A 26,034-nucleotide genomic window follows, 5' to 3' on the forward strand; every position below is an offset into this window, starting at 1 on the left:
CTATGATTAAAGCCGTCATCATCGACGATGAAGCCCACTGCCGGGAAACACTTTCCATGCAGCTGGAAAAATATTGTCCTGAAATTCAGGTGGTTGCTCAGTTTCGATCCGCCCCCGAAGGTTTGCGGTTTTTGGTGGAACAGGCCCCGGATGTATTGTTTCTGGATGTCGAAATGCCGGTGATGAACGGTTTTGAGCTGCTGGAGCAACTGACGACCATTCCGTTCGATGTTATTTTTACGACGGGCTACGATTCGTACGCCATCAAGGCCATTCGGTTCAGCGCGCTCGATTATTTGCTCAAACCGATCGATAAAGACGATCTGCGCAAAGCCGTTGCCAAAATAAAACGACCCTCGGAACAGCAGATGGCCCAGCAGATCGAACTGTTGTTGCAAAAGTTGGACACGAAAAAAGTCCTGCAAAAAATCGCGCTGCCGACCAATCAGGGTTTTGAAATGGTGCCGATTGAAGCGATTATCCGCTGCGAAGCCGACAATAATTACACCCATGTGATCCTGAAAACCGGCAAGCCGTTGCTGGTGTCGCGCACGTTGAAAGAAATTGAAGAACTGCTCGAAGGCAGCTCATTTCTGCGGGTTCACCAGTCGCACCTGATCAATCTGAACGAAATTCTGCGCTACATCCGGGGCGAGGGCGGCTACGTGGTGATGAGCGATACCTCTTCCGTGCCCGTCTCGCGCAGCCGCAAAGAAATTCTGCTGAGCGTGTTCAATTAGCGGTTTTCCACCAGCGTGATTCCGCAAATTACTCACCGAAAACCACCGAATACTCGACCGCAGTAGGAGCGGAGGTGGGATTCCCGTAGTTTGTGTCCCGCGATAGAAAATTCGCAATACTGACTCACCTAAACCCGCCTTTTTTGCGGCACCTGTAATGACTGAACGACAAAACATAAAAGCATTTTTTTCGGACGAGACGCGAAAACTGGTTCGTGTTCAGATCGTTGAAAAAATGGCCGGTATTCCGGTGAAAACACTGGTTCATTTTCTCAAATCCCGGAGAGATTTGCGGGATGATCACTTAGTAAAAATCGTTCCGGTTTTGGAAAAGGTTGGTTATCAGCCAATTCATGGTGTAAATTAATCTCGTAAGCCATCTGTTTTTTGCGCCTTGCACTGAAAAGTGTAAGGCGTTTTTTGTTGAACTCCAGCCCTTCCAAAACCGCTTCAACCCCAGGCTGCCGCAAAAACTAAAGAAAGTCCTCTATCTCCGGTAAACTCAATACCGGTTTTCAGAGCCAATCGGGAAGTAAACAAATGCATGCCATTTAATTTCAAGCACACAAGTATTTAGCTCGGAGCAACACGATATTCGTGCTAAAATCTTAATTGATTCAGCAAAACATGAATACGAAAAATCATATAACTAAAGATAGCTTATCCTTTTAAAATTCAGACTATTTAAGTGTGACTTGTCAGACATTTATTGTTGATTGATTCAGACTTTGTGAGGAAATAATGAGCCGCTTAATAAATGCATAAAAAAGTTATCTGTTAGATAATCAGGCATTTGGCATCATTTTTGTTACTGGATTTAGTATTGGAGTAACCTAATCCATCACTGCCATGCACGAAGATATTGCCCAATGTTTCATGGATTATGCTGAGCGGTTCCAAACCGGCAAAAACGATGAAAAGCGCCCGTATTCCCGGCGGCATCTGGACAGGATTACTTCCGCAGTGGGTGATTTTTTCGACACACACCCCCATTTACTGACCAACGACGTCATTGAACTGATTGCCGTTGGCGATGAGGCTGAAAAACAGGCGCGTTTCGGCCATCTCAATGAGTTTCATTCCCTGAACGACGCGGTGGTCACGTACTTCAACAGCCTCCAGCCCAGGTCGAAAAAAGCGTACGGATTTGGCTTCCTGCGAAATCTGGTGCGCTGGAACCGCCCGCAGGTTGCCCCCAAAATGTCGTATAACTCGACCGTTAACAGTTAATTCTGCTCCCGCATTCAGTTACTTAAAACCGGGTTCATTTCACGATTTTAAAATTCTTTCCTCGTTCGTTTGCAACGCTCAATCAGCCGGTTGCGTAAGGTTTAGAAAATACAACCTGACCACGTACTGAAAAATGCGGATGCTGATCATTGGCGGCTGCCATACCTATGGCTATGGGTTACGCCCCGGAAAGAGTTTTGTAGAGCAATTTGGCCGACGATTGCAACAGGTCGGCGAGCAGGTCAGCATGGATTATTACACGCCCTTCGACCTGCCCCTGGCCGGTTCGCTGGTGCGCCAGCTGGACCTGGATTCGTACGATCTTATTGTTCTGCAACTGGGCAACTACCGTCTTCAGCACCCGTCGGCGTTTGCGAACTTACTCAAAAAACATCAGCAGATAATCCTGAAACCGGGTGCGGGCCAGCGGCCTAAACCGGCCAATCTGGGCGCGCTGCGGAGCCATTCGCCTGTTCCTTTTCCCAATCCTCCTTCGACCTTGAAACGGATCAAGAGCGCGTTTAAACTGCTGACATTGAAAGCGATGGCGCAGGTTGGGCAGGTTGGTCGGTTAACCGAAATGCAGCAGCAACTGACCGATTTACTGCATTACCTGCAGCCCCACCGCCGGAAAGTCGTTTTGTTAACGCCGTTTCCTCACCTCGATATGGTGAGCCGGTGGCTGCGGGAGCGGGGCCGTGACTTATTCCGGCAAATCGGCCAGCAGCAAGGCGTTCATGTGCTGGACACGCACCTCTACATCTGTCCCGAAAAACAGTATTTCCTGACCGACGATTCCGGCCACCTGAACACAATTGGCCACGAGTTGATCGGCCTGTATCTGTTTGATTTCTACCAGAATCAGGTGCGGGAGCGGCTGGCGGAAGCGGTTTTTTAGGATTGCAAAGGGATTTTAAACTTTACCTTCCTCAAATTGCCGGATCGCCTTTGCAATGCGCCCTTGCCGGGTCTGCTCGGTTTTGGCGTCCTCAATACTCAGGATGTGACGTCGTTTGTTGCTGTACGACAGGCTTTCAAAAAACCGCTTCGCATCGGCGTTTTCTTCCAAGGCCCGCACAAAATCAGCCGGGAGCGCCACTTCGCGGGGTTCGGTATCGAGTTCCAGCTCCACGTCGATGGTATCTCCGGCGGCAACGCCCGCGCCCGCCCGGTTTTCGGCACTGACGCCCAGCATAAACTTACCACCCATGACGGCCACGCTGCTCCGGTACGTGTATCCGTTGATGGTCACCCGAACCGCGGGCTTTTTGCTCGTTCCCAGACTGGCCACCACCTCCGGCGGCACCTCAACGCCCGTAGCGGTTTTCCCGTGGCTGAGGAGGGTTGTTTGGAATTTCATGGGAGTTGGGGTTAGTTTATGTAAAAAAACTGTAAAGTTGTTTGAAATGGCCTATATGTAAATTCGTTTATTCTAGAGTAATAACGATAAATATTTTCTTATATTTGGCATATATTATATCCAATTTATATCAGAATTAACAAATGGGCATTAAAAGAAGTAGCAATAGTAAGTATGTATCATTAAAAATGAATATGCTTAAGCTTGCAGTTATAAACTAAATATTGATCTGTCATTTAATGAAAAAGACTATTCAGTTTACACTGAACAAATTTCCTACAATTCCTGATAAGCTTCGTAAGGATCCAACTATAAATTTTGCTTGTAACGAATTCGATGTTGACTTATGTAGATTATACCATCATTATTATACGGATAGTTACAATATTAGCCCTCCTGATCCTGATCACACAAATTTTGAGTACTTACGTTTCATGGCTTCATGTATGGATTTTAGATTTTTCGGCGAAGGGCCTGCCGCGAATACTGCAAAAAAAAGAGCATTATCAAATGAATTAGGGCAGGCTTTTTGTAGATATTTTTTATATGAATTTTGTGGCATTACTTATTTTGCCCACATGGATAAAGTCCTTAATAAAGAAGCTCATCCCGCCTTTAACGGTTTAAAAATTAAACGCATTGTAAATGGCGATGTTCCTGATTATCTCTGTGCTAAGTCTGTTGATAAACCATTTATTGGAGAAGCAAAAGGTAGATTTAATAGTATAAATTTTAATTCTAATGAATTCGATAAATGGAGAGAACAATTTAAGAGAATTTCTGTCAATGATAGATTTGACAGGCCTAACAAAGTAAAAGGCTATATAATAGGTACAAGATTCTGCACGGAAAATAATAGAGTAAACACTAAATCCAAAATCTTCGCCGAAGATCCTGAAACAGATGGCAAGAGAGGTCTATTAGAGGATGAAATAGGTTTAGGCAGAGGTTGTATTGCTGTGCACTATTCGAGATTAGTATATAAACTTGGATTAAATCTTATTGCCAATGCGTTAGATTTAGGATTCACTATACCACAAGATTTAAGATTTAATTTACCTGTTTGGAGATGCAACTTTGGCCCGATAGCAGGGGAGAGATTTATTGGGGGATATTTCGGTGAAGTAGAACCACATATGGTAAAGACAGACAGTAATCGTATCCATTTTCAACCCAATATATTAAAGTTGGGAGTACCTTCACATACATTTTTCGGTTTGAAGATAGAAGTATTTAGAAGCCTCAGAAAAGCCTGCTTAGGTGATTGGAGTCAACTAGTTGACCTACCACAACTACCTGATACTTATGCGAGACCAAGTAATCTTGCTTGGCTAAGAGATGGTTCTATATCAGGAGGATTAGAATTTTTCGAATTTGAAGGTTTTCAACAAATTTAAAATTATTGTTCTAATACAGCCTTAATGTAGCTTTTACATTGATTTTGGAAATAACATAAAAGAAGCAAATATAGATTTAATAATACACTAAGTTCTTCTCATCAAAACGTAATTCCATCCTCCCTCAACAATTCCGCCAGATTCAGCTTACAACCCTCCAAAACCGTCACATCATCGGCCCAGGTTTGCGTGATCCAAGGTTCGTTGCGCCCGGCTACGAATACCTTCCGGGCTGCGGAGGTAATCCAGATGACGCGTTCGACGCCGAAGGCCAGCAGTTTATCGGTTTTGTCCCAAATGTAGTCCTGATCACCGGCTGCGTAGTCTTCAACGTCCACTTTGATGTCAAATTCTATGACTACTTTGGGCGGTATTTTGAAATACTTTCCGTGGAGTTCGGTAATGGTATTCCGGTCAAAAATAGCAATATCGTTCGCCGTGCGGCCCAGATTCGGCATCAGCAAACCGACTTCGTTCGTCGTTAGTAAATAGGCTTTACGGTTGATGTGGGTATATAAATGGCCCAACAGAGCCGCCACGACCGCTCCCTGAATGTCGCTGCAACCCATAATTTCTTCCGGTGTTTTGCGTCCCGCCAGCACCTCTTTGTATCCTTTGTAATACAAGGTGCGTCGGCCCAATTTCTCATAAATCAGGTAATCGGGCACTTTTGGATTCCGGCGTTTGATCTGCTCTTTAATGACAATCGTTCCCATTGTTGAGTCTGCGTTAACAAAGCCAAGATACGAAATCCCGGTCAGTTGACCCTCACTCCAGCGCAATCTTCGCCTGAATCACCGGGTGTTCGCCCAGGCCGACCCGCGAGAGGGGCGCGTTGCGTCGCCAGGTGCCGCCGTTGATGCGCTCCCAGTAGGTCGCCGTGCGGAGTTCGCGATTGAACGCCAGGTATTGCCCGAAACACTCCCGCTCATTTTTCTGACCATCCGGCATTTTGAACGAAGTGGAGAATTTGTACTTGGCTTCGTCGGTCGGGAGCCATTCCATCGCGATGAATAAGCCTTCTTTCGGAAACGCAATCTGGTAGTGCGACAGATCGACTTCGCACCAGCTGTTTCCCCGGCGGGCGGATGTTACCACGCTCTGCGGCAGCAGATCCGCCCCCGGTTCGCCGTCCGTGATGGCATACACGCGCACCCGGAAAGGCGCCGTCGGCACACCCCCGCGCGCAATCAGGTACGAAACCCGGTGCAGATAACCCTGAATTCCATTAGTGTTGCGGACGTGCAGAGCAAATTCGATGTTCCGGCCCGAACAGTTTCCCCAGACAATCGGCGCCCGCTTCCGGGTGGCTCCCACCGTTGCAACGCGCGGTTTTCGTCCCCGAACTACAATTTCGGTCAGGACATTCGGCTTCGCGTGCAGCCGGTAAGCCGTGGATTCGGACAAACCGGTCAGCGGCAACAGCAAATTTTCAAAGCCAACGCAGCTGATTAGGAGCGTATCGATGCCTGCCGGAATCGTAGCCGAAAACCGGCCCTGCGCATCGGCGTAGGTACCAAACCGGTGCTGGGGTTCCGTAATCAGCGCGTAAGGAACCGGCTGTTCACCGGTTTCGATCAGCACCTGGCCTTTCAAAGTCGTTTGAGCAAACACATAAAAAGAGTTGAATAAAAAGACAATCAGAATCAGAAACCGGCAGCGGGCGTTTGTATACATGGAAAACCGTCAACAATTCGGTAGTTTTGTAATTCGGGTTAAAGATAGGGCGCGCGATCGATGCGTGAAACCGGAATCCGACTGCATTCTCAATTCTTCCGTTTTATGGAATTAAAGCACGTACCGCTCGAGCCTATTCACGAACAACTCGGGGCAAAAATGGTGCCGTTTGCCGGATTTCTCATGCCGGTTCGGTATTCGTCCGACATTGAAGAGCACCAGACCGTCCGCAACGGCGTCGGGGTTTTCGATGTTTCGCACATGGGCGAGTTCATTCTCAAAGGTGAAAAAGCGCTGGATCTGATTCAGAAAGTGTCGGCCAACGATGCTTCACTGCTTTACGACGGCAAGGTGCAGTATAGCTACCTGCCGAACGATCAGGGTGGTGTGGTCGACGACCTGCTGATTTACCAGATTAGCCCGATCGAATACCTGCTGGTGGTCAACGCGTCGAACATCGAAAAAGACTGGAACTGGATTCAGAGCCAGAACGATTTTGGCGACGGGCTGGAAATGATCAATATTTCGGACGATACCTGTCTGTTTGCCGTGCAGGGACCGCTGGCGGCTCAGGCGCTGCAACCGCTGACGAATGTTCTGTTGGATTCCATGTCGTATTATACGTTCGAAAAGGCGGATTTCGCCGGTTTTCCGAACGTGATTATCTCGGCGACGGGCTACACCGGCGCGGGCGGTTTTGAAATCTACGTCGCCAACGAACAGGCCGAAGCGGTCTGGAAGGCAATTTTCGAAGCCGGGGCGCCGTTCGGGATCAAGCCCATCGGTCTGGGCGCGCGCGATACGCTGCGGCTCGAAATGGGCTACTGCCTCTACGGCAATGATGTCGATGATACGGTTTCGCCCCTGGAAGCCGGTTTAGGATGGGTAACGAAATTTACCAAACCGTTCGTCAATTCCGAAAATTTGCAAAACCAGAAAAAAGAAGGGCTGAAACGCAAACTGGTCGGCTTTGAACTCATCGACCGGGGCATTCCGCGCAGTCATTACGAACTCTGCGACGCCGACGGCAACCGGATTGGCGAAGTGACCTCCGGTACGCAGTCGCCCACGCTCGGCAAAGGCATCGGCATGGGCTATGTACCAACCGAATACAGCAAACCGGGCTCCGAACTATTTGTCAAAGTCCGCGACCGGCTGCTGAAAGCGCAGGTTGTAAAATTACCTTTTGTAAAGAATTAAAAACCGTTCCCTTGAAAACCATCGACGTCTGCCTGACTCCTGATTTACTTCACCTTCATACCGATTCCCTCGAAAATTCCATTGTGGTCGTTGCCGACGTGTTTCGGGCCACCTCGTGCATGGTGACGGCTTTTGCCCACGGTGTCAACAGCATCACGCCCGTCGCGACGATCGAGGAGTGCAGCCAGCTGCAGAGCCGGGGGTATCTGGCGGCCGCCGAACGCAACGCCCAGAAAGTAGAAGGGTTTGATCTGGACAACTCGCCGTTTAGCTACATGGATGAGCGACTCATTGGCGCCAACATTGCCATGACCACCACCAACGGAACCTATGCCATTACCCGTTCGCGGAACGCCGTGAAAGTGCTGGTCGGGTCGTTCCTGAATCTGGAGGCCGTTGTGCGGTTTTTACAGGGCGAACGCTACGATGTTCTGATTTTGTGCGCGGGCTGGAAAGGACGCGTCAACCTGGAAGATACGCTGTTTGCCGGGGCGCTGATCGAGCGGCTCAAAGACGAATACATGATTCCGGAAGACAGCGGTTTGATGGCCTGGCGGCTCTATGCCCAAGCGAAAAACGACCTGCCCGCTTACTTAGCACCTTCCTCTCACGTCCGGCGGCTCCACCGGCTGAGCATCCACAAAGACATTATTTACTGTTTGCAGCACGATCTGTACGACGTCATTCCGGTTTTACGCGGAAGCGCGCTGGTGAGTATGGAGGTGTAGAAGGGCAGCAAATGGAATCGGCGCTTTGTTATTATCAGACGTAAAAAGAAAAAACCGGAATGCTGGCCCGTTGAGGTTGCATTCCGGTTCTTATATAACCGTATTTTTAGAATGGTATCAGTCCTGTAAGGCGACGTGTTGTTCAGTCTGCAAATAATCGACAACGCCCTGAAAGGTAGTCAGTTTTGAGTAATCTTCGTCGGGAATCCGAACGCCGAATTCCTGTTCCAGCTGCATAATTAAATCAACCGTATCCAGGCTGTCAAGACCCAGGTCGCGCGTAAAGTGAACGGTAGGGTGAATGGCCGATTCCTTAATGCCGAAATTCTTGAGGATGTTAATTACGCGATCTTTCATAGTGGTAAACTGTTTTCAGGTTGTCTAGTTGTGCAGATGAGCATCTGCCGGTGTGTGAGAGCGGCTATCCGTGAAGGAACCCCATTTAAAGAACCGTCGGTTTTCTTTTTTAGTTTACCAGACAATGAACTTTTCGTTCCGTTTATCACAAATTTTCGCCCAACAGACGCTTGTACTCTAACTGATTGAGTAAAAGCTGGTACTGATAATTCAATCGCGCCAATTCCGCTTCTTCGATACCGGTTTCGGCACTTTGCAATTCAACCGGTGTAATGACGCCGGACCGCAACCGGATCTGGGCAATTTCCAGCGCCTTGCGGGCCTGTAACACCTGCGTTTCCAGGTTCTGTAGCCGCTGCTGGTTACTCCGGATATCGGCGTTTAGCTGTTCCAGATTCTGGCGTAACTGCGCATTGGCATTTTCTACTGCGTACCGGCTCGCGTCCAGATTCAGACGGGCGGCCTGGTTTTGCAGACTGTAACGTTTGCCGGAATAAATCGGCACCGTCAGATTGACGCCCGCGGCTACATTAAACCGCATTGCGGCAATATCCGGCAGGTAGCCGTTTTTGAAACCTGCCGAACCGTTAAAGCTCAGGTTAGGCCGTCCGCTGCGGTCTTGCGCCAGCAAATCGGTCTGGGCCACCCGAACCCGGTCTTGCGCTAGTTGTACTTCCTTGTTATTGCTTTGAGCCGTTTGCAGGCTTCCTTCCAGTGTGAATGGCTGAACCTGTGCCTCAAACTGGGCGGCAGCAGGACTGATGGCCGGATTTGGATCGCCGGTCAGATACGTCAATAACGCCCGTTGCCGCTCCAGATTGTTCTGCAAGTCAATTTTTCGGTTCTGGGCGGTTTTCAGCCGAACCTGCTGCGTCAGCAAATCATACTGCAAAGCTTCGCCGTTCTGTAAGCGGTTGGCAAAAATCTGGATATTTCCCTGCGCTACCTTGATGACCGAATCCTGCACCACGATGCTTTTTTGCAGAAAACCGATGCCGTAATAAGTGGCCGCCACCTGATAGCCCAGCGTTTGCCGGGTCAGTTCAATGTTTCGTTTCAGCAGATCGACCTGATCAGCCGCCTGCCGGATGCTGGCGTCCGTCCGGCCAAAATCATAAATCGTTTGCCCGACGCCAATGTTGGCGTTCATGTTATGATTCGGCTGAAACTGAATGGTTTGGTCGTTGCCGTTGACCGGCAAGGTAGCTTTGGCGACGGGCGTTACGTACTGATAGGTTCCGTTGCCGGTAATGTTCGGCTGGTAGGCCGAGCGGGCAATGTCTACCCGCACTTCGCCCGCCCGAAGAAGTTGCTGCTGTTCTTTCAGGCGCGGGTAGTTGGTATTGGCCTGATTGATCAACGCCCGCAGGTCGTCCGGAATCGACTGGGCCTGCGCGGCTGTGGTGATCAGCAGCGTGATAACTATAAATAAGCTTAACTTTTTCATTATTAGTAGAATAAGCACTGTCTGAAAATTCGTTTCTAACCGATTCTGGAATGCCCCCAACCCCCTAAAGGGGGCTTTCAAAAACGGAGATTTTAGCCCCCTTTAGGGGGTTGGGGGCATTCCAGAATTGATTAGTGGGCCGCATCGGCGGCTGCTTTGGCGGCTGCCGGGTCCATTTTTTTGTTTTGCATTAAGAACAGCAGCGGCAGCGTTACCACGAAAAATAGCCCGGCCAGCCGGAAGGTATCGAGGTACGAAATCATTAGCGCCTGTTTGGAGATAATGGCATCGAGGTTTCGATAGGCTCCCGTTACCGAATCGAGCGCGTTGACACCCCGGGCCGCCAGGCTTTGCGCCATTGCGTTCAGCCGGTCGGTGGTCAGCATATCGCCGGGTTGCAGATTCGAAACCAGATCGCTGCGGTGAACGGCGCTGCGCTGGGCGATGTACGTGTTCGTAATGGCTACCCCGAACGCCCCCCCCAACTGCCTGACCATGTTGGTAAAGGCAATACCGGTTGGCAGTTCCTGCGGTTTCAGCGTCGAAATCGACTGGTTGATCAGGGGCGCATTGATCATGGCCAGACCAGCCCCGCGCACCAGCAACGCCCAGGTAAAGTCGCGCTCGCTGGCATCGGCGTTCAGGTTCGACATCATGAAACAGAAGAGAATGAACGCGATGTAACCAAGAATCGCGAAAATCCGGGGCGAAACCCCACTCGCCATCGACCGCCCGACCACCGGAAACATGATCAGCGCAACGGCCCCGCCCGGAATCAGGATGTTACCGGTTTTGGTCGCCGTATACCCGACAATGCGCTGCGCAAAGAGCGGGAACAGCAGAATGGAGGTAAATAAACCGTAGCCGATGATGAATACCAGAATGGAGCCAATGGCCAGGTTGCGGTTTCGTCCAACAACCCGCAGATCCATGACCGGGCTCTTCGTTTTCAATTCCCACCAGAGAAACAGCGGAATCGCGATAACCGCCACAATCGACAGGTACAGAATCGTATGATCGTCGAACCAGTCGTCGGCTTCACCGCGTTCCAGCACGTACTGCAAACTGCCCACGCCCACGGCCAGCAACAGAATGCCGATCTGGTCGATGTGAATTTTGCTGCGGTCGATGTTGAACTCGTAAGGCTGTTTTTCGACAAAGGTCGTGCAGAGAAAAACCGCCAGAATGCCGATCGGAACGTTGATGAAAAACATCCAGCTCCAGTGGTAATTGTCGATGATGTAACCGCCCAGCGTTGGTCCGAGCGTGGGTCCCATCACAATGCCCATTCCAAACAGGGCGGAAGCAATGGCGCGCTGGCTCGGCGGAAAGGCATCATACATGATGCCCTGCGAAGTCGACAGCAAAGCGCCCCCGCCAATGCCCTGCAAAAACCGGAAAGCCACCAGCGTCCACAAATTATCGGCAATCCCGCACAGATACGATGCCGTTGTAAAGAGAATAATGGAACCGATGTAATAGGTTTTCCGACCGAAAAAATTCTGCAAAAAACCGGTCATCGGAATGATGATCACGTTGGCGATGGCGTAGGACGTTACGACCCACGAAATGTCTTCAATTGTTACGCCCAGATTCCCGGCCATCTGAGTCAGACCGACGTTCACAATCGAGGTGTCGATCAGTTCCAGAATGGCCGCCGAAACGGTGGTAATGACGACAATCCATCGCCTAAATCCTGTTGTTGCCATACTTACTGAACTTTTACGGCGATGTCCGTGCTCAAACCCGCACGCAGCAACCCTTTGTATTTCTCCGGATTTTCGATTTCAATTTTCACCGGAACCCGTTGCGTTACCTTCACGAAGTTGCCGGAAGCATTATCGGCGGGCAGCAGGGCAAATTTGGCCCCGGTGGCTTCCGAGAGCGAAACCACCTTGCCTTTCACCTCCAGATCCGGGTAGGCATCGACTTTCACGTCCACCGGTTGGCCGACGCGCATGTGCTCCAACTGGGTTTCCTTAAAGTTGGCCACGACCCAGAAAGTCGAGTCGTTCACAATTGTGAACAGGTTCTGGCCGGGCTGTACATATTGGCCCACGACGATGCCTCTCTTGCCGATTTTACCGGTGATGGGCGCCGTAATTTTGGCGTATCCCAACCGGAGCTTGGCGTTGTCGATGGCGGCCTGTTTCACTTTCAGGAGCGCCTGCGCTTTCAGAATATTGGCCTGCGCTTTCGCAATAGCAGCCTGGGCCACAGCTTCCGAGGTTTTGGCCAGCCCGATTTGTTGCACGTTCGCTTCGTACTGCCGGTTTTGAACTTCCGCATTATTGCGCGAATCGTCCAGTTGTTTTTGCGTCAGCGACTGGCCTTTGTAGAGATTTTCGTCACGCTTGAGATCGTTGGCGGCTTTCGTGACGCGCGACTGCTGAACGTCGGCGTTCGATTGCGTCACTTTCAGATTCTGTTGCACATTGCGGTAACTGGCCTGCGCGTTCTGCAAATCCGCCCGGGCGGTCTGAACGTCGGCCAGCGTTTGCTGGTAATCGGCTTCGGCCTGTTGCAGAGCTACTTCGTATTCCTGCGGATCGACGGTGATCAGTTCCTGGCCACGCTTCACGGTAGCGTAATCCTCGACAGAAACCTGCTGTACGTAACCGGCGACGCGCGCCAGAACCGGAGCAGTGCTCCCCTCAATTTGCGCGTTGTCGGTTGTTTCGTAGTGTTGATTATAGCGGTATGATTGAAATCCGTAGAAAGCAGCCGCCACCACAACGACCAGCACGATCAGACGCGGAAGGTACTTTTTGACGGGTGTGGTTTGTTCTGTTGCCATTGTTGTAAAAAGTTTAATAGACTTGTTTTAGTAAACTTGGTTGACTAGTTTTGTGCAAAAGTAGGCCGAGGTATGTTGATAGTCAACTTAATTGACTATTATTTTTGGTACTTTAACACAATTTTAATGTTGGTCCGGGCAGTCTGGTTTAAATCCCAGATTGTCATCGCATTGTGAAAATTTTGTAACTTGCCGGACCAGTAACGACTACCTATCAGAATGAAAACCGAGGTGTTTACGGCCGAAAAGCCGTTTGATTTTCAGTTTTTTTACAAAATACGTGAGCGGACGCTGGGCCGTGTCATGTCGAAAATGAAGCGTTTTATGGGCCGCTACATTGAACAGCGGCTTGCCGAGATAGGCTTTACGGATTTTAAGGCGAGTTACATCGCTTTTCTGGGGAATCTGGAAGAACACGGGATCACGAACAACGAGCTGGCGAAGCGGGCGGGTGTCACCAAACAGGCTATGAGTAAAATCGTGAAGCTGCTGGAAGACGACGGCTATATTTATACCGTAAAAAGTGAGCGGGATTCGCGGTCGAGCCAGATTTTTATCAATGAGCGCGGGAAAGAGCTCATGGTGGCGGTTTATAGTTGTACGGAGGAGGTTCGGGAGAAGTTTCATCGTATTGCCGGTTACGAACAGGTTGAGCAAATGATCGATACGATGGTGTTGCTGGTGCGGGAAATTGAGAAAGATACCGGTCCGCTGACGGGTATTCAGTGCTCGTCCTAGCCTTTTGGCTAACAATATTCACCCCAACTGATCAATCGGTTGGGGTATTTTTTTGTTTAGAAATAAAAACCACCTTGCCATGAAGTTTACGTCTGTCAATCCCTATACCCAGCAGAAAATCAATTCGTACCCGGCCCTGAGTGCGCAGGCCCTCGACCGGAAAATCCGGCAGGCCGACCGCGCTTTCGCCGACTGGTCGGCGTTATCACTGGAAAACCGCCTTGCTTTTTTTCGGAAAGTTGCTGCTTATCTGCGAAGCGAAAAACAGCGTTACGGCGAACTGATGACCGCCGAAATGGGCAAAACGCTCAAGGAATCCATCGCTGAAGTTGAAAAATGCGCCGTGGGCGTCGATTATTACATCGAACACGCTCCGAAATTTCTGGCCGATCTGACAATTCCGACGGAAGCCAGAAAGAGTTTTGTGGCTTACCAGCCGCTGGGGGCCGTGCTGGCGATCATGCCCTGGAATTTTCCGTTCTGGCAGGTGTTCCGGTTTGCCGTGCCATCGCTGCTGGCCGGGAATGTCGGTTTGCTGAAACATGCCGCCAACGTCAGCGGTTGTTCGCTGGCCATCGAGGAAATTTTCCGGGCCTGCGATTTTCCGACCGGTGTTTTTCAGTCGCTGCTCATCGAATCGAAAACCGTTGAAACCGTTCTGAAAGATGCGCGCGTGAAGGCCGTCACGCTGACCGGCAGCGAAAAAGCCGGGGCGTCGGTGGCGTCGATTGCCGGAAGTCAGATCAAAAAATCGGTGCTGGAACTGGGCGGAAGTGACGCTCTGATCGTTCTGGCGGATGCTGATCTGGAACAAGCCGCCCAGGTTGCGGTGCAGTCGCGGATGCAGAACGCCGGGCAAAGCTGCATTGCCGCCAAGCGGTTTATCGTCGAAAAAACGGTCAAAAAAGAGTTTACAGACCGCGTTCTTCACCACATTCAGGCCATTCAACAGGGCGATCCGATGGACGAAGCGACCACGATGGGGCCGGTGGCGCGGATCGATCTGGCCGAAGCGATTGAAAGCCAGTGTGCCAAAACCGTCCGGCAGGGCGCGCGGATGTTGCACGGAAATGCGGAGCGAAACGGCTGCAATGTAGCACCGATTCTGCTGGATAAAGTAAAACCGGGGATGACCGGTTTTGACGAAGAAACCTTTGGTCCACTGGCGGTTATCGTCGAAGCGAAAGACGAACAGGACGCGGTGAAGCTCGCCAATCAATCCAACTATGGCCTGGGTTCAGCCCTCTGGACGAAAGATCTGGACCGGGCCGAGCGGCTGGCGCGGCAGATTCAGGCCGGTTCGGTGTTTGTCAATTCGTTGATGCGCTCCGATCCGCGCGTGCCGTTCGGCGGGGTAAAGCTGTCGGGTTTCGGCCGGGAATTGGCGGAAGTTGGAATGAAGGAATTTTTGAACATCAAAACCGTCTGGATCGACTAAAATCCGTGGATACGTTAGACTGCGACTTCCACCACGGTGCCACGGTCGGAGTAAATGCGGAAATGACCGCCGAGTTCTTCGGCGCGTTTCTTCATGTTTTGCAAACCGTAGTGGTTTTCCATCGATTCGTCGTTGTTCCAGGATAGACCGTTGCCGTTATCGCTGACACTCAATTGAAAAGAACCGTCTTCTCTGGCACTGAGCAAAACCGTTACTTCCGTAGCCTGGGCGTGTTTGACGACGTTGTGTAGGGCTTCCTGCATAATCCGGAACATGTTCAGCGCCTGAACAGAGGTCAACGGCTGGGCGAGCGTTCCTTCCGTTCGAATGCTCACCTGGAGCGGTTCCAGTTGCTGGAAATACCGGCTGACGTAATGATTGATCCGATCCTCGAACTCCTCCAGCGTAAAACTTTCCTGGTGAATCGCCCAGATGGTGTCCCGAAGCATCTTGATGGCTTCGCGCGTGTAATCGACTACCGACCGTAACTGCGACGACAGCTGGTGCGTATTAGCAAAAACCTGCTTTTCGGCCTGACGCCCGATCTGCTGTAAGCTGTTGACAATGAACGATAATTGCGCGCCGACGTTGTCATGCAGGTCGCGGGCGATGCGCTCTTTTTCGTGCAGCGATTCGTTTTTGAGCTGCAATCCCTGAACGTGCGCTTCGTACACCAGCCGCAACTGGTGGTTTCGTTCTTCGTTCAGTTGTTCGTTGCGGTCGCGGATGAGTTTGTAGCGATACGCCAGTCCAAATGTCAAAACCACCACTTCAAACAAAGCCGCCAGCGCGTAGTTCTCGTAGCTCTCCAGAAAGGCGTAGGTGGGCAAAATCCGGAAATTGCAGAGAATGATCAGAAAATTAAGCGTATAGAACGGACTGACCGCGACCAGATACAGCCACGCTTCCTGGGTGCGGTACCGCCGGATGAGATTTATGACGATAAAAGCCCAAATCAGGGGCATGGGCAGCCAGTAAAAAACGATGAACAGCCGCATCAAAATCAACTCGACGGTCGGGGAGACGTAAAGCACCCATTCGGCCATCAGCGAAACCAGGCAAAATACCCCGCCGACCAGTGCCACCGTCGCAATGCGATGCCACAAACGGCTGGGCGTTTTTTCCAGCGACAGAAAGGATCGGACGAACAGCAACTGGAAGAAAAACAGCAACAACGGAAACACGAAATAGACGTTTCGGTTCGGCATCCGGAACTGACTGCCGAAGAAAAACTGGTACAGAAAACCGTCGTTGATGAAGAAATAACCGGCCAAACCAATGACGCACAGAATGTATTTCGCGTAAATCCGGTCGAAAGTAGTGAGGAAAAAGAAGAGGCTGATGACGGTAACAAACAGAAAAATGGCGAAAATGCCGCCCCAGAAAGCGTAATCGCTCAGCACAAAAGTATCCAGCGCGCCCTGCGGTCGGATGGTAATTGGAACAACCTGCACCCCCCGGCTTTTGAACGCCCGAACGTAACAGGTAACTTCCATCCCCGCAGGCAGCGTAAAGGGAAACCAGTAATTTCGGTGATACACCATTTTGTCCGTCAGGGGCGTTTTCCAGCCATAAACGGGCGAGTTGTAGCGTATTTGCTTACCGTCGGTTATGAACAGTTGCAACTCGTCGAAAGCCCAGAAGTCGATTTCGCTGAACAGCGCCAGCACCTGACCAGAGGTGTTTTTTAGCTTGAAACGCAGCCAAACCGGATGCGCATGCTGGCTCCCGCTGGTGTATCCGAAGTTAGGAATGGGCGATTCAGCAGGCTGGAATTTTGACGCAATTTCCGGGTGCTGAACCTGATCAATAGTCAGGTGATTGGAGGTGTCCTGCACAAACCAGAGATCGTGATCGATCAGGACGGTAGAGTTGCCGGACGAAATTGGTATAACCGGTTGATCTGCCCGGGCAAAAACCGGGGACAGGAGCCACAGAAAAGCAATAAACCGGTAAAGAGGAGCCATACCGTCGGTGGGGTTCGGCTCCAAATATACTTAAAAACCAGCTTGGATGAGAGATAGTTAGCTATTTTTGTTCGGCAACCACACCATACAGGTCGAACTCGTGAGCCTCAGTGATGCGGACGTTCGCAAAATCGCCCTGGCGAACGTATTGACCCGCCGGAACCAGCACTTCGTTGTCAACTTCAGGGGAATCAAATTCCGTGCGGCCAATAAAAAAACCGCCTTCTTTCCGGTCGAACAGTACCTTATACGTATTGCCCAGTTTAGCCTGGTTCAGTTCCGACGAAATGCCCTGCTGAAGATCCATGATGGCGTCGGCGCGTTCCTGCTTGATCTCAGCCGGAATGTCGTCGGGTAGGGTGTACGAGTGCGTATTGTCTTCGTGGGAATACGTGAACGCGCCTAAGCGATCAAACCGCATTTTTTCAACGAAGTTATACGTTTCGTCAAACATCGCTTCGGTTTCGCCGGGGTGTCCGACAATGAGCGTGGTACGGAGCGCAATGCCCGGCACTTTCTCACGAATGGTGTCGATCAGGGCTTCGGTTTTCTCGCGGGTAATGCCCCGGCGCATGATTTTGAGCAGCTCGGTCGAACCGGTTTGCAGCGGCATGTCCAGGTACTTACACACGTTCGACCGCTCACGCATGACATCCAGCACGTCCATCGGAAAACCGGACGGGTACGCATACTGCAACCGAATCCAGTCGATGCCTTCGACGTTGGCCAGTCGGTTGATCAGGTCGGCCAACGTGCGTTTTTTGTAAATGTCCAACCCGTAATAGGTCAAATCCTGTGCGATCAGAATCAATTCTTTGGTACCGCGCCGGGCCAGCGATTGCGCTTCTTTCACCAGTTCTTCCGCCGGACGCGAAACGTGATGACCCCGCATCAGCGGAATGGCGCAGAACGAGCACGGACGATCGCAGCCTTCGGCGATTTTCAGGTACGCAAAATGGGCGGGTGTCGTCAAAAGCCGCTCGCCCACGAGTTCGTGTTTGTAGTCGGCTTTCAGCGTTTTGAGCAGGCGCGGGAGTTCGTTGGTCCCAAACCACGCATCGACGGTCGGGATTTCCACTTCCAGTTCGTCCTTGTAACGGTGTGATAAACAGCCGGTTACGTAAACTTTATCGACCACCCCGGCGTCTTTGGCATCAACATACCGCAAAATGGTGTTGATTGATTCTTCTTTGGCGTTATCGATAAAACCGCAGGTGTTGATCACCACAATATTGGCGTCATCTTTCTTCGATTCGTGCGAAACGTTATAGCCGTTGCCCTTCAGTTGGGTATATAAAACTTCCGAATCCACCAGGTTTTTGGAGCAACCCAGCGTAACGATATTGATTTTATTCGTGCGTAATCCCTTTGTTTTCAAAATAGACCAAGATTAAACAGACTTTCCTGATTACCAGGATTGTCCGGGGGCTGGACCAGCGGTTTCCAACCCAACCAGCTTAAGTGATACGATCAAACGGGTAATCGTCTTAGCGGAACACCGGAAATTTTTGCAAAGTTCGGAAAAGTACAATTCTGATGAAAGTCAAACCGGTTTTATCCAGGGAATTTTATGCGGGACGGGTCGGACGGGCACGTTTTTAAAATAGTCATCCAGCGCAAAATAGAGGTAGCTTTTATTCAAATTCAGGTAGCACTTCTGCCCGGTTTTTAGTTTGAAAATCAAGTAACTGTAACCGGACACCATTCTGCTTGATTTCGGCCCGGAAGAATGCCGTTCTATTTCCTGTAAATCAGCGGCTGTAAACCGTACGGTTTTTTCCCAGGTGGCGATTTCCAGGCTTTTGTCAGCGGGATCGAGCGTAACGGTTTTATTCCGGGTGATGAGCCAGTACTGCCACTCCAGCCGGGAAACAAGCGTCATAAACCATAGTATGGTAAACGAAGACGCTAGTAGGCTAAAACTGATCAGCCAGTGCCAATAAGCTTTGGCCGCGGGGATAGCAAAAAATACCGTTATATATAGAATTAGTATAGAAATCAGGGTGAGGAAAACATTTAAAATAATATCAAACCGGACAAAGTACTCCCACTCGTCGATTTCGTAAGTCACGACGGTCGCTAAAGGCGATTCGTCCCCGACGGTTTTAGCCGTAAACCGGAGCATCTTGTAGATGAACCAGCCAACAGGCAGGAAAACAAAAGCAAAGGTGAGGAAAACGTTCATGACGGTTAAAATACCGCCTGATACGAAATGTCAAAGGAGATTGTTGACCGACGGTTTTTCTCCACCGTCACCGGAAAAATGTTATTTTGGCCGTCGGACAGGTTGGCGTACAAGCCCTTTTCTTCCCGGACAAATACCGAATAATTACCCGGCGGCAGGCTGACACAAAACTGCCCGTCTTTGCCGGATTTAACCTGTTTGACGAGTCTGGTCTTGATTTTGGAATAAAAACCGTCGTCCGTGGCTTCAGTCTGATCAATTTTAGTCAATTCGTAGATCAAAACGTCGCGAACGACGGGCTGACCTTTCGGCTGCGGCCGATCAGGCCCCGGCATGTGATTCCCGGATTTGAAAATAACCGTACCACAGATTCCCTGAAAGGATTTATTACGCTCGCCGGTTTTGCAGGCGGTGAAAAGGGATAACGCCAGAAGAAGCAAAACCGGTTTTAGGATGATAAAGAGCTGATGATTAGGCATATTTCTCTTTAACAAAATGAAGAAAAGTATCCGCTCGTGTAATCAAGTCATTAATTTCTTCGATAGGAAAATCGCCTTCTAAGTCATAGTCCGCTATCTGCCGATGATCAAATAGAATTTTGAAGTCATCCTTGAATTGTTCAGGTACTTCACCAGACTTAATTAAATGCAAGGAGAACATCTCCCGAGCTGCCGAATGGCGTTTTGTAACGATATTTTTATCAGCGAGTAATCCGCGTACAAGCCAGAAAAAGCAATAATAACTTGAAGTAACAGCACCAAGTGGAAACTCCGTCAAAACCAATGTTTTAGCATTTGCCAGATACGCTTCTGCTTTCTTAATGCAGTCCTTCAAGTCATCGCTCATAAATGCATTTAGCGTCTTTTCTAACCTCGCGAAAAAAAATACGATTCGATGTAAGAAACTTATTATGAGAGACGACAACTGCAGAAATATCGATCAATGTATCGAGATAATAAGCATTTCGAGCCGCAACGGTCGTGGCAACTTCTTTAAACGGGGAGACATTTTCTTCGTCCAGTAGCACCAAATAATCTACATCCGATTCTTCGTCAAAATCACCCCGGGCATAGGACCCGAATAGCAAAATTTTGACCAGCCGATCGCCGTAGTGCCGTTTCATGATGTCGGTCACTTCGCGATTGACTGCCTCTAAATCGGTTACAAATGCCATTGTCAGATTTTCTTAAAAAACGAATCCACAAACTCCATCTTGTTGAACGTCTGCAAATCTTCGATTTTTTCGCCGACGCCGATGTACTTCACTGGAATCCTGAACTGATCCGAAATACCGATCACGACTCCGCCTTTGGCCGTGCCGTCCAGCTTCGTGATCGCCAGCGCCGTAACATCCGTGGCTTTGGTAAATTCCGTCGCCTGAATGAACGCATTCTGCCCCGTCGATCCGTCGAGGACGAGCAACACTTCGTGGGGTGCTTCGGGCAGGAATTTCTGCACCACCCGTTTGATTTTCGACAGCTCGTTCATCAGGTTTACTTTCGTGTGCAGCCGACCCGCCGTATCAATAATGACCACATCGGCGTTCATGTCCACCGCTTTTTTAACCGCGTCGAAAGCCACCGCCGAAGGGTCGGTGTTCATGCCGTGTTCGATCACCGGAACGCCCACGCGTTGTCCCCAGAGTTTCAATTGCGTAACGGCTGCCGCCCGGAACGTATCGCCCGCGCCCAGCACGACCTTGTAGCCGCGTTTGTGAAACTGAGCCGCCAGCTTGCCGATGGTCGTGGTTTTACCTACGCCATTGACGCCCACCACCATGATCACATACGGTTTTTTGTCGACCGGCAACGCAAAGTCGTCATCGACATCGATGGATTTGTTTTCCGCCAGCAGCCCGGCAATTTCTTCCCGCAGAATGTTGTCCAATTCATTGGTACTGACGTACTTATCACGGGCAACACGGTCTTCGATGCGCCGAATGATTTTAACGGTCGTGCCAACTCCCACGTCCGATGTAATCAACACTTCTTCCAGTTCGTCCAGAACCTCTTCGTCGACGGTCGATTTTCCGACGACAGCGCGGTTGAGCTTCGAGAAAAAACTTTCCTTGGACTTTTCCAGCCCTTTATCGAGTGATTCTTTTTTTTCCTTCGAGAAAAAATCAAACAGACCCATTTCCTTAACGTTAGAACTTTTGATGGCAGATAACCGACAAGTACGGCAAAAACCGCATCCGATCTTTGGTTCGAACAAAGATAAAAACAAAAAAGTCCCACCGAGGGGACTTTCCATGTACTATACAACCGAAAGAACTAGGCTTTCAATGCGGCCTGAACTTCTTCCAGCGGAACCATTTCTTCTCTGAAGGTGTAAGCACCGGTTTTTGGCGACTTTACGGCTTTAATGATCTTTGCGAAGTTTTTACCGCCACCTTCTTTCTTCAGGGTTGCAACAACTTTCTTTGCCATCTTGGATCGTCGGGAGCAGTCCCGCAGTTACAATTATTTAATTTCTTTGTGTACGGTTACACGTTTCAAGTTCGGATTGTACTTTTTCAGTTCGATCCGGCTCGGCGTGTTCTTGCGGTTTTTGGTCGTGATATAGCGCGAAGTACCCGGTATGTTGGTGTCCTTCTGCTCCGTACACTCCAGAATAACCTGAATTCTATTGCCTTTCTTAGCCATTGCAGTAAATATTTTCTCAAACAGGAACGCAAAGGTAAGATAAAGTCTTAAAAACCACAACGGTTAATTGGGAAATAATTGGCAAAAAGGCTTGGTAAGTTGGTTTTCGGTATACGGTTTTCCGTTTACGGTGGCTGACGCAGCCATACAAATATCGAATACTGAATAGCGAATGCGTCAGGCACCGTATACCGTAAACTGAAAACCGGATACCAATTTTTGATTTTTGGACGTTCCCTGCCGACCTTTGACGAACGATGACCACACAAACCATCCAATACGAGTACCAACCCGGCTTGTTTCAGGCTTCGGAGCCGAATAAATACACGCCCGACGACCTCGGCAACGGCGAAATGATTCTGAACATGGGGCCGCAGCACCCGTCGACGCACGGCGTTCTGCGCCTGGAAATCGTCACCGATGGCGAGATCATTGTCGATGTGGTGCCGCATCTGGGCTACCTGCACCGCTGTTTCGAGAAACACGCCGAATCCATGCCGTATAACCAGACGCTGCCTTTTGTCGACCGGCTGGATTATGTGGCCGCGATGAACAACGAACACGTTTTCTGCATGGGCGTGGAGCGGATGCTGGGTATCGACAAAGAGCTGCTGACGCGGCCCGACGGTCGCCGGATCGAATACATCCGGGTACTGGTGGCGGAGCTAAACCGGCTGGCATCGCATTTCGTGGCTATTGGAACGTATGCGCTGGACATTGGGGCTTACACCCCTTTTCTCTGGATGATGCGTGACCGCGAGCACCTGCAACGGCTGCTGGAATGGGTCAGCGGGGCGCGGATGCTCTATAATTACATCTGGATTGGCGGTTTGTATTACGACTTGCCGGTCGGTTTTGAAGAACGCTGCCAGGAATTTCTGACGTATCTGAAACCAAAGCTGCTCGAAATGCAGCAGTTGGTGACCGAAAACAAGATTTTTGTGAAACGGACGGCCAATGTGGGCGTCTTGCCGCTGCCGGTTGCCATCAGTTACGGCTGTACGGGACCGGTTTTGCGCGGATCGGGCCTGCGGTACGATTTGCGCCGGGTCGATGGCTATTCCGTTTATCCCGAACTGGATTTTGATATTCCGATTGGCGAGGGAAAAATGGGAACGCCGGGCGACTGCTGGGACCGGAATTACGTGCGGGTGCTGGAATGCTGGGAATCAGTAAAAATCGCCGAACAGTGTCTGACACAATTGACGGGCGATCTGAAACGAACCCGCGACTTCGATCCGCAGGCGATGGCGCCCAAGAAAATCCGCCCGAAAGCGCAAGAGTTTTATGTGCGGGGTGAAATTCCGAAAGGCGAACTGGGTTTCTTTTTCCGGGCTGATGGCCGGGCGGACATTCCGTTTCGCTGCCGGGCGCGGTCGTGTTCGTACCACAACCTCTCAGTGATCAGCGAAATTTCAAAAGGCGCGATGATCGCCGATCTGGTCGCTATCATCGGATCGATCGACGTGGTGATGGGTGAGGTGGATCGTTAATCCAGAATGAGAATTTCTTTTGCATTTCGCCCAAAACCGTCATAATCCAGCCCGTAGCCAACCACAAACTGGTTTTGAATTTCAAAGCCGACGTATTTGATGGCAACCTCAACTTTCAGCGCTTCCGGTTTGAACAACAGCGTCGCAATTTCGAGCGAGGCCGGTTTTTGCTCCAGCAGATGCCGCGAAACATTCTGAATCGTCAAACCGGTGTCGATGATGTCTTCAATCAGAATCACGTCCTGACCTTCCAGCGATTCGCTCAAACCCAATACCTGTTTCACCACGCCCGTCGAAGTGGTTTGCTGATACGAGCTGACGCGGATGAATGTCACCCGGCAGGGAATGGTCAGCTGGGTCATCAGTTCAGCCGCAAAAATAAACGCGCCGTTCAGCACTACCACCAGCAGGGGTTCCTTGTCCCGGTAATCCTGATTGATTTGTTCGGCCAGTTGAACAATGCGGTTTTTTAAGGTGTTTTGATCAATGAAGGGAACAAAACGCTTGTCTTTGATAGTCAGCATAGAGGGCCAGTTGACACGAAAGTCAAAGGTAAGGCATCCGGCGGGTTCGTAAAAACTTTTGGTATCGTAAACTGGAAATTCAAAAACTTCGTTGATAGAAAACGATAGCAGTATCCTTTAAAAATGAAAAAAATCAGCCTTGTTTTAATCGGCCTCTTGCTGACCTTCGCTGCACGCGCACAGGTCTATTCGCTGGCGGATTTTGACAAAAAATACGATATGTTGTTGAAGCACCCCGGCGTCCAGATCGAGTCGGCGGAGGCTATCAACAACTTGTATAATTACAAATTCTACGAAGCCGACAAAGAGTTTCGCTGGCTGAAACTGCGGTATCCCGACCACCCGATGCCGTACTTCCTGATGGCCCTGGCCGAGTGGTGGAAGATCGTTCCGAACACCGAAAATACCGACTTCGACGACAAGTGTATTGCTTACCTGGATACCACCATCACGAAAGCCGAAAAACTGTACGACGATAAAGAAAATAAAGTTGAACCGGCTTTTTTTCTGGCGGCTGCCTACGGTTTTAAAGGTCGGCTGTATTCCGAACGCAAGAAATGGGCGAAGGCAACCTGGGCCGGTAAAAATGCCCTGAAATTCTTCGATAAATGCAAGGGTAACGGTGATCTGACGCCCGAGCTGCTCTTTGGCGATGGGTTGTTCAATTATTACGCCCAGTGGATTCCCAAAAACTATCCGGCGCTGAAGCCGATTCTGATGTTTTTCCCGAAAGGCAATAAAGCGGAAGGAATTCGGCAACTGGAGCTAACGGCCAATAATGCCTTTTACACGCGCACCGAAGCCCGGTATTTTCTGCTGCAGATCTACAGCATGGAAAACGAGTACGGAAAAGCGTATGATCTGGCAAAGTACATGTGGCAGCAATACCCCGACAATCCGTATTTCGAGCGGTATTATGCTCGAACGGCGTTTGTGCGCGGCTACTCCAACGAGGCATCGGCGGCTTCGCTCAGCATTTTAAGTAAAATTGAGCGCGGAATGGACGGTTACGAGGGCGTGGGCGGACGTACGGCGGCTTACATTCTGGCGTATCACCACCAGCACAACACCCACGATCTGACCAAGGCGAAGGAATATTACCAGAAAACCATTGATTTTGCCAAACAGACCAATTCCTACGATGCGGCTTATTACTGGGCGTCGGTGTTGAGTCTGGGAAAAATTGCGGCTTCGGAAAAGAATTACGACCAGGCCCAGGCCTATTATAAAGAAGTCATCGACAAAGCCGACCGCAAATCCAGTCAGCACAAAGAAGCCAAAGACGGCTTGGATAATCTGAAAAAACTGCGGAGAGAGGACAGGAGAAAGGGAAGAAAGTGACAAATTAAAATATCGAACACTGAATATTGAATAACGAAGTTCAAAAGCACACGCAGCCACTTCGTTATTCGCTATTCAATATTCAGTGTTCGATATTAATTTCCTTTTCAGGGAATCGGAAGGACTTTACTTTCTTTAAACGTCGACAGAATCACCATCGTTTGGGTACTGGCGACTTCTTCGATTTCGTTGATTTTTTCCAGCATCAGTACCTGATACGAGGCAATATCTTTGGCGATGACTTTCAGCAGAAAGTCGCCGGAACCGGTGATATGGTGGCATTCGATGATCTCCGGAATGTTCTTCACGGCATTGACAAAGGATTCGGTTACCATCTTCTTGTGACCGACCAGCGAAACCTGCACAAACGTGGTTACGCCCAGACCGACCCGATCCCGATTCAACTGAGCGTGGTAGCTCTGAATAATGCCCGAAGTTTCTAATTTTTTGACACGCTCAAGCGTTGGTGCGGGGGATAAACCGATTTCCTTCGACAACTGAGCATTGGTGATTTTGGCGTTGGTCTGTAGAATTTCTAATACTTTCCGATCAATCTGATCGAGCTTGATTCCTGACATGATAGTGATTAACTTAAAACTTTATCCAACCATTATGAGATCATACAAAACTAAACACAATCCTTTTATTTTTATAAAAAAATATGGATTATTTACTAAAACGTAAAATAATGATTGGTTTTGTGTCCCAAATTTCCGCTCAAAATTACTGGATACAATAGTTATACCAAATACTGTTCAACATCCATTTCC

Annotated in this window: 28 protein-coding genes; 10 read left to right on the top strand and 18 right to left on the bottom strand. The window is 49.9% G+C overall.

Annotated features, from left to right (window positions below; all coding sequences use genetic code 11):
• Positions 1-2: 2 nt before the first annotated feature.
• The 3 genes from GJJ30_RS08290 (at position 3) to GJJ30_RS08300 (ending at position 2,868) form a co-directional block, all read left to right on the top strand.
• Positions 3-740, top strand: coding sequence for a LytR/AlgR family response regulator transcription factor (locus GJJ30_RS08290; RefSeq protein ID WP_154174683.1), 738 nt, complete (start codon positions 3-5; stop codon positions 738-740).
• A gap of 849 nt (positions 741-1,589) precedes the next feature.
• Positions 1,590-1,970 (top strand): hypothetical protein, encoded by a 381-nt coding sequence (locus tag GJJ30_RS08295; protein ID WP_154174684.1) that lies wholly within the window; start codon positions 1,590-1,592, stop codon positions 1,968-1,970.
• Positions 1,971-2,103: 133 nt separating this feature from the next.
• Positions 2,104-2,868: an SGNH/GDSL hydrolase family protein gene (locus GJJ30_RS08300; protein WP_154174685.1), complete on the top strand. Its 765-nt coding sequence runs from the start codon at positions 2,104-2,106 to the stop codon at positions 2,866-2,868.
• Positions 2,869-2,883: 15 nt separating this feature from the next.
• Here GJJ30_RS08300 and GJJ30_RS08305 read toward each other — a convergent pair whose 3' ends face one another.
• On the bottom strand, positions 2,884-3,330 hold the full coding sequence (locus GJJ30_RS08305; RefSeq protein WP_154174686.1) for a YdeI/OmpD-associated family protein: 447 nt from the start codon (positions 3,328-3,330) through the stop codon (positions 2,884-2,886).
• 239 nt (positions 3,331-3,569) lie between these two features.
• On the opposite strand from GJJ30_RS08305, the gene GJJ30_RS08310 reads away from it, so the two are divergent.
• Positions 3,570-4,727, top strand: coding sequence for a hypothetical protein (locus tag GJJ30_RS08310; protein ID WP_154174687.1), 1,158 nt, complete (start codon positions 3,570-3,572; stop codon positions 4,725-4,727).
• Between the two features lie 101 nt (positions 4,728-4,828).
• Here GJJ30_RS08310 and GJJ30_RS08315 read toward each other — a convergent pair whose 3' ends face one another.
• Both GJJ30_RS08315 and GJJ30_RS08320 read right to left on the bottom strand, forming a co-directional pair.
• A complete protein-coding gene (locus tag GJJ30_RS08315; protein WP_154174688.1) occupies positions 4,829-5,443 on the bottom strand; it encodes a Uma2 family endonuclease in 615 nt (204 codons plus the stop codon).
• Positions 5,444-5,495: 52 nt separating this feature from the next.
• On the bottom strand, positions 5,496-6,404 hold the full coding sequence (locus GJJ30_RS08320; RefSeq protein WP_154174689.1) for a carboxypeptidase-like regulatory domain-containing protein: 909 nt from the start codon (positions 6,402-6,404) through the stop codon (positions 5,496-5,498).
• Between the two features lie 105 nt (positions 6,405-6,509).
• Here GJJ30_RS08320 and gcvT point away from each other — a divergent pair, with 105 nt between their 5' ends.
• Positions 6,510-7,604, top strand: a complete 1,095-nt coding sequence (gcvT, locus tag GJJ30_RS08325; RefSeq protein WP_154174690.1) for a glycine cleavage system aminomethyltransferase GcvT — start codon at positions 6,510-6,512, stop codon at positions 7,602-7,604.
• Positions 7,605-7,615: 11 nt separating this feature from the next.
• Positions 7,616-8,332, top strand: a complete 717-nt coding sequence (locus GJJ30_RS08330) for a 2-phosphosulfolactate phosphatase (RefSeq protein WP_124874523.1) — start codon at positions 7,616-7,618, stop codon at positions 8,330-8,332.
• A 117-nt stretch (positions 8,333-8,449) separates the two neighbouring features.
• Here GJJ30_RS08330 and acpP read toward each other — a convergent pair whose 3' ends face one another.
• From acpP to GJJ30_RS08350, 4 genes are all read right to left on the bottom strand, one after another.
• Positions 8,450-8,689, bottom strand: a complete 240-nt coding sequence (gene acpP, locus GJJ30_RS08335) for an acyl carrier protein (RefSeq protein ID WP_154174691.1) — start codon at positions 8,687-8,689, stop codon at positions 8,450-8,452.
• 145 nt (positions 8,690-8,834) lie between these two features.
• On the bottom strand, positions 8,835-10,136 hold the full coding sequence (locus GJJ30_RS08340) for a TolC family protein (protein ID WP_154174692.1): 1,302 nt from the start codon (positions 10,134-10,136) through the stop codon (positions 8,835-8,837).
• A 131-nt stretch (positions 10,137-10,267) separates the two neighbouring features.
• Positions 10,268-11,845, bottom strand: coding sequence for a DHA2 family efflux MFS transporter permease subunit (locus GJJ30_RS08345; protein ID WP_154174693.1), 1,578 nt, complete (start codon positions 11,843-11,845; stop codon positions 10,268-10,270).
• A 2-nt stretch (positions 11,846-11,847) separates the two neighbouring features.
• Positions 11,848-12,933 (bottom strand): HlyD family secretion protein, encoded by a 1,086-nt coding sequence (locus GJJ30_RS08350; RefSeq protein WP_154174694.1) that lies wholly within the window; start codon positions 12,931-12,933, stop codon positions 11,848-11,850.
• Between the two features lie 219 nt (positions 12,934-13,152).
• Between GJJ30_RS08350 and GJJ30_RS08355 the strand changes: the two genes are divergently transcribed.
• Together GJJ30_RS08355 and GJJ30_RS08360 are read left to right on the top strand one after the other, a co-directional pair.
• On the top strand, positions 13,153-13,671 hold the full coding sequence (locus tag GJJ30_RS08355) for a MarR family winged helix-turn-helix transcriptional regulator (RefSeq protein WP_154174695.1): 519 nt from the start codon (positions 13,153-13,155) through the stop codon (positions 13,669-13,671).
• A gap of 79 nt (positions 13,672-13,750) precedes the next feature.
• On the top strand, positions 13,751-15,109 hold the full coding sequence (locus tag GJJ30_RS08360) for an NAD-dependent succinate-semialdehyde dehydrogenase (protein ID WP_154174696.1): 1,359 nt from the start codon (positions 13,751-13,753) through the stop codon (positions 15,107-15,109).
• A gap of 14 nt (positions 15,110-15,123) precedes the next feature.
• Here GJJ30_RS08360 and GJJ30_RS08365 read toward each other — a convergent pair whose 3' ends face one another.
• From GJJ30_RS08365 to rpmG, 9 genes are all read right to left on the bottom strand, one after another.
• Positions 15,124-17,076 carry a sensor histidine kinase gene (locus tag GJJ30_RS08365; RefSeq protein ID WP_154174697.1) on the bottom strand — a complete coding sequence of 651 codons (1,953 nt, stop codon included), beginning with the start codon at positions 17,074-17,076 and terminating at the stop codon, positions 15,124-15,126.
• 61 nt (positions 17,077-17,137) lie between these two features.
• Positions 17,138-18,454 (bottom strand): 30S ribosomal protein S12 methylthiotransferase RimO, encoded by a 1,317-nt coding sequence (rimO, locus tag GJJ30_RS08370; protein ID WP_154174698.1) that lies wholly within the window; start codon positions 18,452-18,454, stop codon positions 17,138-17,140.
• Positions 18,455-18,619: 165 nt separating this feature from the next.
• Positions 18,620-19,261, bottom strand: coding sequence for a PH domain-containing protein (locus tag GJJ30_RS08375; protein ID WP_154174699.1), 642 nt, complete (start codon positions 19,259-19,261; stop codon positions 18,620-18,622).
• 5 nt (positions 19,262-19,266) lie between these two features.
• Positions 19,267-19,740 (bottom strand): hypothetical protein, encoded by a 474-nt coding sequence (locus GJJ30_RS08380; RefSeq protein WP_154174700.1) that lies wholly within the window; start codon positions 19,738-19,740, stop codon positions 19,267-19,269.
• Positions 19,733-20,107, bottom strand: a complete 375-nt coding sequence (locus tag GJJ30_RS08385) for a HEPN domain-containing protein (protein WP_154174701.1) — start codon at positions 20,105-20,107, stop codon at positions 19,733-19,735. The genes GJJ30_RS08380 and GJJ30_RS08385 overlap by 8 nt, the downstream gene beginning before the upstream one ends.
• Positions 20,097-20,435 carry a nucleotidyltransferase domain-containing protein gene (locus GJJ30_RS08390; RefSeq protein WP_154174702.1) on the bottom strand — a complete coding sequence of 113 codons (339 nt, stop codon included), beginning with the start codon at positions 20,433-20,435 and terminating at the stop codon, positions 20,097-20,099. Before GJJ30_RS08390 ends, GJJ30_RS08385 begins: the two co-directional genes overlap by 11 nt.
• A 2-nt stretch (positions 20,436-20,437) precedes the next feature.
• On the bottom strand, positions 20,438-21,397 hold the full coding sequence (gene ftsY, locus GJJ30_RS08395; RefSeq protein ID WP_154174703.1) for a signal recognition particle-docking protein FtsY: 960 nt from the start codon (positions 21,395-21,397) through the stop codon (positions 20,438-20,440).
• Between the two features lie 137 nt (positions 21,398-21,534).
• Positions 21,535-21,690, bottom strand: a complete 156-nt coding sequence (locus tag GJJ30_RS08400; RefSeq protein ID WP_154174704.1) for a DUF4295 domain-containing protein — start codon at positions 21,688-21,690, stop codon at positions 21,535-21,537.
• 33 nt (positions 21,691-21,723) lie between these two features.
• Positions 21,724-21,906, bottom strand: a complete 183-nt coding sequence (rpmG, locus tag GJJ30_RS08405; protein WP_111627437.1) for a 50S ribosomal protein L33 — start codon at positions 21,904-21,906, stop codon at positions 21,724-21,726.
• 257 nt (positions 21,907-22,163) lie between these two features.
• On the opposite strand from rpmG, the gene GJJ30_RS08410 reads away from it, so the two are divergent.
• Positions 22,164-23,399, top strand: coding sequence for an NADH-quinone oxidoreductase subunit D (locus GJJ30_RS08410; protein WP_154174705.1), 1,236 nt, complete (start codon positions 22,164-22,166; stop codon positions 23,397-23,399).
• Here GJJ30_RS08410 and hpt read toward each other — a convergent pair.
• Positions 23,396-23,923 (bottom strand): hypoxanthine phosphoribosyltransferase, encoded by a 528-nt coding sequence (gene hpt, locus GJJ30_RS08415; protein WP_154174706.1) that lies wholly within the window; start codon positions 23,921-23,923, stop codon positions 23,396-23,398. The genes GJJ30_RS08410 and hpt overlap by 4 nt on opposite strands.
• 123 nt (positions 23,924-24,046) lie before the next feature.
• Here hpt and GJJ30_RS08420 point away from each other — a divergent pair, with 123 nt between their 5' ends.
• Positions 24,047-25,264, top strand: a complete 1,218-nt coding sequence (locus tag GJJ30_RS08420) for a tetratricopeptide repeat protein (protein ID WP_154174707.1) — start codon at positions 24,047-24,049, stop codon at positions 25,262-25,264.
• A 107-nt stretch (positions 25,265-25,371) separates the two neighbouring features.
• On the opposite strand, the gene GJJ30_RS08425 is transcribed toward GJJ30_RS08420, so the two are convergent.
• Entirely contained in the window at positions 25,372-25,842 is a 471-nt protein-coding gene (locus GJJ30_RS08425; RefSeq protein WP_124878917.1) for an Lrp/AsnC family transcriptional regulator, read from the bottom strand.
• Positions 25,843-26,034: the final 192 nt, after the last annotated feature.

Source organism: Larkinella terrae (assembly GCF_009668025.1).
In the GTDB taxonomy this organism is placed as follows: domain Bacteria; phylum Bacteroidota; class Bacteroidia; order Cytophagales; family Spirosomataceae; genus Larkinella; species Larkinella terrae.